General features: G+C 68.2%; 10 protein-coding genes. 5 read left to right on the top strand and 5 right to left on the bottom strand.

Annotated elements, in window-relative coordinates; all coding sequences use genetic code 11:
• The first annotated feature begins 208 nt into the window (after window positions 1–208).
• Genes VHA82_RS17060 through VHA82_RS17040 form a run of 5 tightly spaced genes read left to right on the top strand, consistent with a single transcriptional unit; the run spans window position 209 to window position 6,024 of the window.
• A complete protein-coding gene (locus VHA82_RS17060; protein WP_325545920.1) occupies window positions 209–1,444 on the top strand; it encodes a 3-methyl-2-oxobutanoate dehydrogenase (2-methylpropanoyl-transferring) subunit alpha in 1,236 nt (411 codons plus the stop codon).
• 4 nt (window positions 1,445–1,448) lie between these two features.
• Window positions 1,449–2,507: an alpha-ketoacid dehydrogenase subunit beta gene (locus VHA82_RS17055; protein WP_325545918.1), complete on the top strand. Its 1,059-nt coding sequence runs from the start codon at window positions 1,449–1,451 to the stop codon at window positions 2,505–2,507.
• Between the two features lie 3 nt (window positions 2,508–2,510).
• Window positions 2,511–3,944 carry a dihydrolipoamide acetyltransferase family protein gene (locus tag VHA82_RS17050; protein ID WP_325545916.1) on the top strand — a complete coding sequence of 478 codons (1,434 nt, stop codon included), beginning with the start codon at window positions 2,511–2,513 and terminating at the stop codon, window positions 3,942–3,944.
• Between the two features lie 6 nt (window positions 3,945–3,950).
• Window positions 3,951–5,351, top strand: coding sequence for a dihydrolipoyl dehydrogenase (gene lpdA, locus VHA82_RS17045; protein ID WP_325545914.1), 1,401 nt, complete (start codon window positions 3,951–3,953; stop codon window positions 5,349–5,351).
• A gap of 13 nt (window positions 5,352–5,364) precedes the next feature.
• Entirely contained in the window at window positions 5,365–6,024 is a 660-nt protein-coding gene (locus tag VHA82_RS17040; protein ID WP_325545912.1) for a DsbA family oxidoreductase, read from the top strand.
• 25 nt (window positions 6,025–6,049) lie between these two features.
• Here VHA82_RS17040 and VHA82_RS17035 read toward each other — a convergent pair whose 3' ends face one another.
• From VHA82_RS17035 to VHA82_RS17015, 5 genes are all read right to left on the bottom strand, one after another.
• Entirely contained in the window at window positions 6,050–6,496 is a 447-nt protein-coding gene (locus tag VHA82_RS17035; protein ID WP_325545911.1) for a response regulator, read from the bottom strand.
• A gap of 88 nt (window positions 6,497–6,584) precedes the next feature.
• Entirely contained in the window at window positions 6,585–6,983 is a 399-nt protein-coding gene (locus tag VHA82_RS17030; RefSeq protein WP_325545909.1) for a response regulator, read from the bottom strand.
• A gap of 67 nt (window positions 6,984–7,050) precedes the next feature.
• Window positions 7,051–7,431, bottom strand: coding sequence for an Hsp20/alpha crystallin family protein (locus VHA82_RS17025; RefSeq protein WP_325545907.1), 381 nt, complete (start codon window positions 7,429–7,431; stop codon window positions 7,051–7,053).
• Between the two features lie 15 nt (window positions 7,432–7,446).
• Complete coding sequence (locus VHA82_RS17020; protein ID WP_325545905.1) at window positions 7,447–7,887, bottom strand: Hsp20/alpha crystallin family protein; 441 nt, start codon at window positions 7,885–7,887, stop codon at window positions 7,447–7,449.
• A gap of 66 nt (window positions 7,888–7,953) precedes the next feature.
• Window positions 7,954–8,712 carry a sulfite exporter TauE/SafE family protein gene (locus VHA82_RS17015; protein WP_325545903.1) on the bottom strand — a complete coding sequence of 253 codons (759 nt, stop codon included), beginning with the start codon at window positions 8,710–8,712 and terminating at the stop codon, window positions 7,954–7,956.
• Between the last annotated feature and the right edge of the window lie 194 nt (window positions 8,713–8,906).

Here is an 8,906-nt window from a genome sequence, read left to right as displayed (position 1 = left end):
TTCAGTCCTCTGCGTCCTCTGCGTAACCTTTGCGTCCTCTGCGTCGAACCCACCTTGGAGCGCCCCTTCTCCCGATCCCCCCGCGTCCGAGTTGCCCTACACTGGTGGCCCGCGCCACCCGCGCGGACCCCCGGGAAGGGGCGGCTACCCGCTCGCGCCTTTCCGTTCGACGACCTTTGGCGCGACACGATCGCGCGGAGCACAACGAATGAGCCAGCACCAGGCCTTGCGCTTGTACGTGCCCGAGCCCACCGGCCGACCCGGTTGCGCCACGGACTTCTCCTATCTCCACGTCTCCGAAGCGGGCGAGGTCCGAAGACCCCCCGTCGACACCTCCCACTTCGACACCGAAGACCTCGCCTACAGCCTCGTGCGCGTGCTGGACCGCGAGGGCCGCGCCGTTGGCCCTTGGGTGCCGGAGATTTCGCCCGCGACTTTGCGCCGCGGCCTGCGGGCGATGATGAAGACGCGCATCTTCGACGCCCGCATGCTGATCGCGCAGCGGCAGAAGAAGATCTCGTTCTACATGCAGTGCCTGGGCGAGGAGGCGATCGCCATCGCGCACGCCTTCGCGCTCGCGCCCGGCGACATGTGCTTTCCGACTTACCGCCAGCAGGGGCTGCTCCTTTGCCGCGACGACGTGTCGATGACCGAGCTCATGTGCCAGCTCATGTCCAACGAGCGCGACCCGATGAAGGGCCGGCAGCTGCCCGTCATGTATTCGTACAAGCGCGCCGGGTTCTTCTCGATCTCCGGCAACCTCGCCACGCAGTTCATCCAGGCCGTGGGCTGGGGCATGGCCTCGGCGATCCAGGGCGACACGAAGATCGCCTCCGGCTGGATCGGCGACGGGGCGACGGCCGAGGCCGACTTCCACACCGCGCTCACCTTCGCGCACGTGTACCGCGCGCCGGTGATCCTGAACGTCGTCAACAACCAGTGGGCGATCTCCACCTTCCAGGCGATCGCGGGCGGCGAGTCCACCACGTTCGCGGCGCGCGGCGTGGGCAGCGGCATCGCGTCGCTGCGCGTGGACGGCAACGATTTCCTCGCGGTGTACGCGGCCTCGTGCTGGGCCGCGGAACGCGCGCGCGGCAATCTGGGCCCCACGCTCATCGAGTGGGTGACGTATCGGGCGGGGCCGCATTCGACGTCGGACGATCCGAGCAAGTACCGGCCCGCCGACGACTGGGACCGCTTTCCGCTCGGCGACCCGATCCAGCGGCTGAAGGCGCACCTGATCGGCATCGGCGAATGGAGCGAGGCGCAGCACCAGCAGGCGCAGCAGGAACTCGAAGCGGAAGTGGCCGCGGCGCAGAAGGAAGCCGAAAGCCACGGCACGCTCCTGGACGGCCACATCCCGAGCGCGGCGACGATGTTCGAGGACGTGTACGCCGACATGCCCGAGCATCTGCGCCGGCAGCGTCAACTCCTGGGAGCCTGATGCCATGCTCACCCGGACCAAAGACCCCGCAACGAACGTCGAGAGCCCGACGAAGTCGATGACGATGATCCAGGCGCTGCGCTCGGCGCTGGACGTGATGATGGAGCGTGATCCGAACGTCGTGGTGTTCGGCCAGGACGTGGGTTATTTCGGCGGCGTGTTCCGCGTGACCGAGGGGCTGCAGGCGAAGTACGGCAAGTCCCGCTGCTTCGACGCGCCGATCAACGAGGGCGGCATCGTCGGCGTGGGCGTGGGCATGGCCGCGTACGGCTTGAGGCCCGTGGCGGAAATCCAGTTCGCCGACTACTTCTATCCGGCGGCCGACCAGATCGTCTCGGAGGCCGCGCGGCTGCGCTACCGCTCGGCGGCGGACTTCACCTGCCCGATGACGATCCGCATGCCTTGCGGCGGCGGCATCTACGGCGGCCAGACGCACAGCCAGAGCCCGGAGGCGCTCTTCACGCACGTGTGCGGGCTGCGCACCGTGATGCCGAGCAATCCGTACGACGCGAAGGGCCTGCTGATCTCGGCCATCGAAGCCGACGATCCGGTGATCTTCCTGGAGCCCAAGCGCCTGTACAACGGCCCGTTCGACGGGCACCACGACCGGCCCGTGGTGCCGTGGTCGAAGCACGAACTCGGCAATGTGCCGGAGGGCTACTACCGGGTGCCGCTCGAATCGGCGTCGGTGTTTCGCGAAGGCAAGGACCTCACGGTGATCACCTACGGCACGATGGTGTGGGTGTCGGAATGCGCCGCGCGCGAAAGCGGCATCGACGCGGAGATCATCGACCTGCGCTCGCTCTGGCCGATGGACCTGGACACCGTCGTCGAGTCGGTGAAGAAGACGGGGCGCTGCGTGGTGGTCCACGAGGCCACGAGGACCTGCGGATTCGGAGCGGAGCTCGTGTCGCTCGTGAACGAGAACTGCTTCTACCACCTGGAGGCACCGATCGAGCGCGTGGCGGGCTGGGACACGCCTTATCCGCACGCGCAGGAATGGCTGTACTTCCCCGGGCCGGAGCGCGTCGCGGCCGCCTTCAAACGCGTGATGGAGGGCTGATCGATGGGTACCTACACGATCAAGATGCCCGACATCGGCGAAGGCATCGCGGAAGTCGAGCTCGTGGCCTGGCGAGTGAAGACTGGCGAAGAGGTGGCCGAGGACCAGATCCTCGCGGACGTGATGACGGACAAGGCGACGGTGGAGATTCCGTCGCCGGTGAAGGGAAGGGTCTCGGCGCTGAACGGCGAGCCGGGGGAGATGATCGCGGTGGGAACCGGGATCGTCGAGCTGGAAGTCGAAGGCGCGGGGAACGCGAAAGGGGGCTCGCTCTCGCGCTCCGGCTCGCGGGAGACCGGGGGTCCGGAGAAGCTTGATTCTCGGGGGGGAGGGAAGGGGGAGGAACGCGGCGTGCCTCCAGACTGGAAGGACGACATCACACGTCCCGACTCACAGGCCCAGCCTCGCGAACACCCTCACCCCCACCCTCTCCCGCAAGCGGGAGAGGGAGCAAGGCACGCCGCACATTCCGCCACACCTCACGCCACACCACACGCCACACCACACGCCACACCACACGCCACACCTCCCGCCGCGACGCCCGCTCCGATGCGCCCTCCCGGCGAAAAACCCATCGCGTCGCCTGCCGTGCGCCGCCGCGCGTGGGAACTCGGCATCGAACTGCAGTTCGTCCACGGCAGCGGCCCCGCGGGGCGCATCACGCACGAAGACGTCGACGTCTACCTCGCCTCGCGCGGCCAGCCGATGGCGAGCGCCTCCGTGCGCTATCAGCAAAAGCACGGCGAGGAAGCAGTGCCCGTGATCGGGCTGCGCCGCCAGATCGCGCAGAAGATGCAGGAGGCCAAGCGCCGCATCCCGCACTTCAGCTACGTCGAGGAAGTCGACGTGACCGAGCTCGAGCGGCTGCGCGGGCAACTGAACGACCGCTATGCCGCGACTCGCGGCAAGCTCACGATGCTGCCGCTCATCGCACGCGCGGTGGTGCTCGCCATCGAGCAGTTTCCGCAGATGAACGCGCGTTTCGACGACGATGCCGGGGTCATCACGCGGCACCGGCCCGTGCACCTCGGCATCGCCACGCAGACGCCCAACGGCCTCATGGTGCCCGTGCTGCGCCATGCCGAATCGCATGACCCGTGGTCGTGCGCGCGCGAGATCGCACGGCTTGCGGAAGTCGCGCGCGGCGGCAAGGCCAACCGCAACGAGCTTGCGGGCTCCACGCTCACCATCACGAGCCTCGGCCCCTTGGGCGGCATCGTCACCACGCCCGTCATCAACCATCCGGAAGTCGCGATCGTCGGCGTGAACCGCATCGTCGAGCGGCCGGTGATGAAAGGCGGCGCGGTGGTCGGCCGGCTGCTCATGAACCTCTCGTCGTCGTTCGACCACCGCGTGATCGACGGGATGGAGGCGGCGCAATTCGTGCAGGCGATCCGCGCCTTGCTCGAGACGCCGGCGATGCTGTTCGTGGAGTAGGCCGCGATGAAGACACAGCACACAACGCTCCTCGTGATCGGCGGCGGCCCGGGTGGCTATGTCGCGGCCATCCGCGCCGCGCAGCTCGGCATCCCGACGGTGCTCGTCGAAGGCGACCGGCTGGGCGGCACCTGCCTGAACATCGGCTGCATCCCTTCCAAAGCGCTCATCCACGTGGCCGACGAATTCGATGCGGCCTGCCGCTTCGCCTCGCCGAACGCATCGATCGGCATCCGCGTGCGCGAACCCTCGATCGATCTCGCGCAGGCGCACCGGTGGAAGCAGGGCGTCGTCGGCAAGCTCACGGGCGGCGTCGGCGCGCTTCTGCGCAAGAATGGCGTGCAGGTGGTAAAGGGCTTCGCGACCATCGTCGACGGCAAGCAGGTCGACGTGCGGCCCGCGGACGGCGAGCCGCTGCGCATCCAGTGCGACCACCTGCTGCTCGCCACCGGCTCCGTGCCGGTGGAACTGCCGAGCCTGCCCTTCGGCGGCCGGGTGGTCTCGTCCACCGAAGCGCTCGATCTCGAGCCGAAGCCGCAGCACCTCGTGGTGGTCGGCGCGGGCTACATCGGCCTGGAACTCGGCATCGCGTGGCGCAAGCTCGGCTCGGAAGTGGCGGTGGTCGAGGCGACGAGCCGCGTGCTGCCCGCGTACGACGAGGAGCTCACGCAACCCGTGCTCGCGACACTCAAGAAGCTGGGCGTCGTGCTGCATCTCGGCTGCTCGGCCGAAGGGCTCAACGCCACGGGAGACGGCCTGCGCGTGCGCACCCCCAATGCCGACGAATACGTGCTGCCGGCCGATCGCATCCTCGTCGCCGTGGGTCGCCGGCCCCGCACGAACGGCTTCAACCTGGAATCGCTGCGGCTCGACATGGCGGGCCGCGCGGTGAAGATCGACGAGCAGTGCCGCACTTCGATGCGCAATGTCTGGGCGATCGGCGATGTGACCGGCGAGCCGATGCTCGCGCACCGTGCGATGGCGCAAGGCGAGATGGTGGCCGAGATCGTCGCGGGGCACCGGCGCAGATTCGCGCCGGCCGCGATTCCCGCGATCTGCTTCACCGACCCGGAGGTGGTGACGGTCGGCCAGACCGCCGAGGACGCGTTGCGCGACAACGTCCAGGCGGTGAGCGCGACCTTTCCCTTCTCGGCCAACGGCCGGGCACTCAGCGTGGAAGGCAGCGCCGGATTCGTGCGCGTCGTCGCGCGCGAGGACAACCACCTCATCCTGGGCTGGCAGGCGGTGGGCAAGGGCGTGTCGGAGCTGAGCGCGGCGTTCTGCTATTCGCTGGAAATGGGCGCGCGGCTGGAGGATGTCGGGGCGATCGTCCATGCGCATCCGACGCTCGGCGAGGCGGTGCAGGAGGTGGCGTTGCGGGCGATGGGCAGGGCCATTCATATCTGACTACCATGGGCGGATGAACAAGCCCCTGAAGCTCAGCTTCGTCTCCGACGTCGCCTGCCCCTGGTGCGCGATCGGCCTCGCTTCGCTTGGCAAGGCGCTCGAGAACCTCGACGGCGAGGTCGCGGCGCAACTGCACTTCGAGCCTTTCGAACTCAATCCGCAGATGGGCCCCGAAGGCGAGGACGTCACCGAGCACCTCACGAAGAAGTACGGCTCGACGCCCGAGCAGCAGGCGGCGAGCCGTGAGGCGATCCGCCAGCGCGGCGCGGCGGTCGGCTTCGCCTTCCGCAAGGAAGGCCGCGGCCGCGTCTGGAACACGTTCGACGCGCACCGGCTGCTCTACTGGGCGGGCGAGCAGGACGAAGCGAAGCAGCACGCGCTCAAGCGCGAACTCCTGAAGGCCTACCACGGCGAAGCGCGCAACCCGTCCGAACGCGACGTGCTGCTCGACTGCGCGGCGAAGGCCGGACTCGACCGCGCCCAAGCCGCGGCGGTGCTCGATGAGAAGCGCTACACGGAAGAAGTGCGCGAGCGCGAAAGGCACTGGCAGGAGCACGGCATCCACGCCGTGCCGTCGGTGGTCGTCGACGACCAGTACCTGATCCAGGGGGGCCAGCCGCCCGAAGTCTTCGAGGAAGCCCTGCGGGAGATCGCGCGCAAGCGTAACGCCTGACGCCGCGCGCCGAACGCGTGTGCCGTCACAAGCCGGATCGCGGGCGCTCGTTCACCGTCAGCCAGAACTCGTAGATCTGGCGCATCTTGCGGCGCAGTTCGTCGAAGTCGGTGGCCTTGCGCACATAGCTGTTCGCGCCGTTCGCGTAGCAGGCCGCGATGTCGCTCTTCTCGGTGGAAGAAGAATGCATCACGACGGGAACGCCCGCGGTGCGCGCATCCGCGCGGATCGCCTTCAGCACTTCGAGCCCGTGCATGCGCACGAGCTTCATGTCGAGAATGACCACGCGTGGCTGGCGCGATGTGTCGCGAGAGGCGTACGCGCCCCGCCCCCAGAGGAAATCGAGGGCATCGACTCCGTCGGAGGCGGTGGCGATCAGCGTCGGCTCGCAGCATTCGCTCAACGCCAGCACGGTGAGTTCGAGGTGGTCCGGATTGTCGTCGACCACCAAAATCGCGGCCTCGTTGTTCATCCTGGAATGCAACGATGATTCTTTCTCCGGCACTTGGGCCGGACTCTCCCTGGTACCCGGCTATTTTCGCATACGCCCGGTCGCGCGGTCATTCCCCGGGCCCCCGGGTGTCGCGGGCAAGCGCGATGCACCAGTCGATGAGCGCGTCCGTTTCCATCGACTTGTCGAAGACGCCGTCGGCGCCCAGCTTCTCGCACTGGCGGCGCACGTCCACGCTGGCCGTGCCGGTGAGGACGACCATCTTCTGCGAGGGCTTCCTCGCCTTCAGCGACCGCAGCACGCCGAAGCCGCTGCCGCCGCGCGGCTCGAGCACGAGGTCGATGATCGCGACGTCCCATGCGTGGGCGGGGTCGGAGAGCCACGCGACGGCGTTGCGTTCATTGCTTGCCGTCGCGGCCGTCTCGATGCCGGCCAGTTCATAAAGCGCTTCGACCAGGCTGTCCCTGATCGAAGCGTTGTCTTCCAGCACGAAGGCTTTCAGCGGCACCGGCTCTCCTCGCGGCCCTCATGGGCCAGCCGGGGATTTTGCCCGGAAGCGGGCGCGCGGTGGGAGCCTACTCGCTCTTCACTTCGATGCGTCGCGGCTTCGCCTCCTCAGCTTTGGGGATGACGAGGCGCAGCACGCCATCCTTCAGCTGCGCGTCGATGCGCGAAGTGTCGAGCTCGCGGCTCAGCGTGAAGCGCCGGCGGTACGAGGGCACCTGAGCTTCTCCGTAGACGAGCTCCATGCCCGACGGCACGGGCGTGAATGCGGTCGCCTCGATCATGAGCGAGTCCGCGTCCACGCGCAGGTTCAGGCGGTCTTTGGACACACCCGGCAAGTCGGCGAGAAGCGTGATGCCCGATGCGTCCTCGTACACGTCCACGGGCGGGATCACGCTGGGTGCCTGCGCAGGCTCCTGCTGCCGGCCGGAATCCTGGATATCGTTGGCCATGGTGATCTCCTCGTTTCAGTTGATTGCGATGCGGCGCGGGCGCGACGATTCGCGCTTGCCGACGGTGACCCTCAGGATTCCGTCGCGGTAGGCGGCCTGCACCTGCGCCGGGTCGGCTTCCTCGGGCAGGCTCACGACGCGGCGAAACGGCCCCGCGAAGCGTTCCTGCGCGTAGACGGTGGCGCCTTCGCCCGTGGTGGGCAGCAGGCTCTTGCGCTCGCCGGCGATGACGAGCAGGCCCTTGTCGAGGGTCACTTCGAGCGTGGCGGTGTCCAGCCCCGGGGCGAGGGCCATGACTTCGATGGTTTCGGGTGTCGTGCCGACGTTCAGGACGGGAAAACCCGGCTGGCCGCGGATGCTGTTGCGCTCCACGGGGCCGAACACCTGGTCCATCGCGCTTTGCAGACGGTTGAGTTCCGCGAAGAGGTCCGCGGAAGACCGGAACAGGCCTTGCATTGGGCATCTCCTTTCAGGTGCGTTCGTTGCGACGCGGCACTGAATTAGGGGCGGCCCCTCGCGGCTTCAAGACCCCCGCGCGAGCAGCACGGGCAGGGCGGATGCGAGCATCGCCAGGCCCGAGAAGGTGAGCAGGCCCAGCACCACCTGCCGGAAACCCTGTTCGCTGATGCCGAGATAGAGCCGCCGGCCCGCGAGCGAGGGCAGGATCATGGCGGGCACGAGGGCGGCGAAGTACGGGACCATGTCGCGCGTGGCGATGCCGGTGGCGACGTAGCTTGCGAAGGTGATGCCGAGCGCCGCGAGATTGAAGTTCTGGATGATCGAGCGCTGCTCGTCCTTGGCGAAGCCGCGCAGCGTGCACCAGAGCGTGGGCACGAGCCCGGTCGAGCCGCCCAGGCCGCCCATCACGCCGCCGATGGCGCCCGCGATGCCGTCGGCGACGCGCCCGCCGTGGCTCACCCGCGGCAGCCGTGAGGCGAGGAGCATCAGCGGGCAGGTGACGATGAGGATGAGACCCAGCAGGGCTTTGAACATCGGCACGTCCAGGCGCGGCAGCAGCCACACTCCGGCGGGCATGCCCGCGATCGCGCCGAGGAGGAAGGGCGCGAGGCGCTTCGCGTCGAAGCCGCGGCGCACGGTCGCCACCGAGAACACCTGGCCCGCGAACGCGCCGAAGACGCCGAGCGCGGCGGTGAGCTGCGGCTCGAGCACCCAGGCCCAGATGGAGATCGCTGTGACGGCAAAGCCGAAGCCGGAGAGGCCCTGGACGAAACCCGCGAGGGCGGCGCCGAGCAGGATGATGAGGAGGGTTGAGAGTTCCACCGCGACTGGCTCTGTTATCTCCGGCACTTCACTCCGTCATCCTTGCGCTTCACTCCGTCAACCCCGCACTGCACCCGTCATCCCCGCACTGCACCCGTCGTCCCGCACTGCACCCGTCATCCCGCACTGCACCCTCGTCATCCCCGCGGAAGCGGGGATCCAGGGCGGTTGCTGCTGAAATGCCCTGGATCCCC

The sequence above is a fragment of the Ramlibacter sp. genome (assembly GCF_035548915.1).
Lineage (GTDB): Bacteria > Pseudomonadota > Gammaproteobacteria > Burkholderiales > Burkholderiaceae_C > Ramlibacter.
This window is presented reverse-complemented; position numbering and strand designations above follow the sequence as displayed.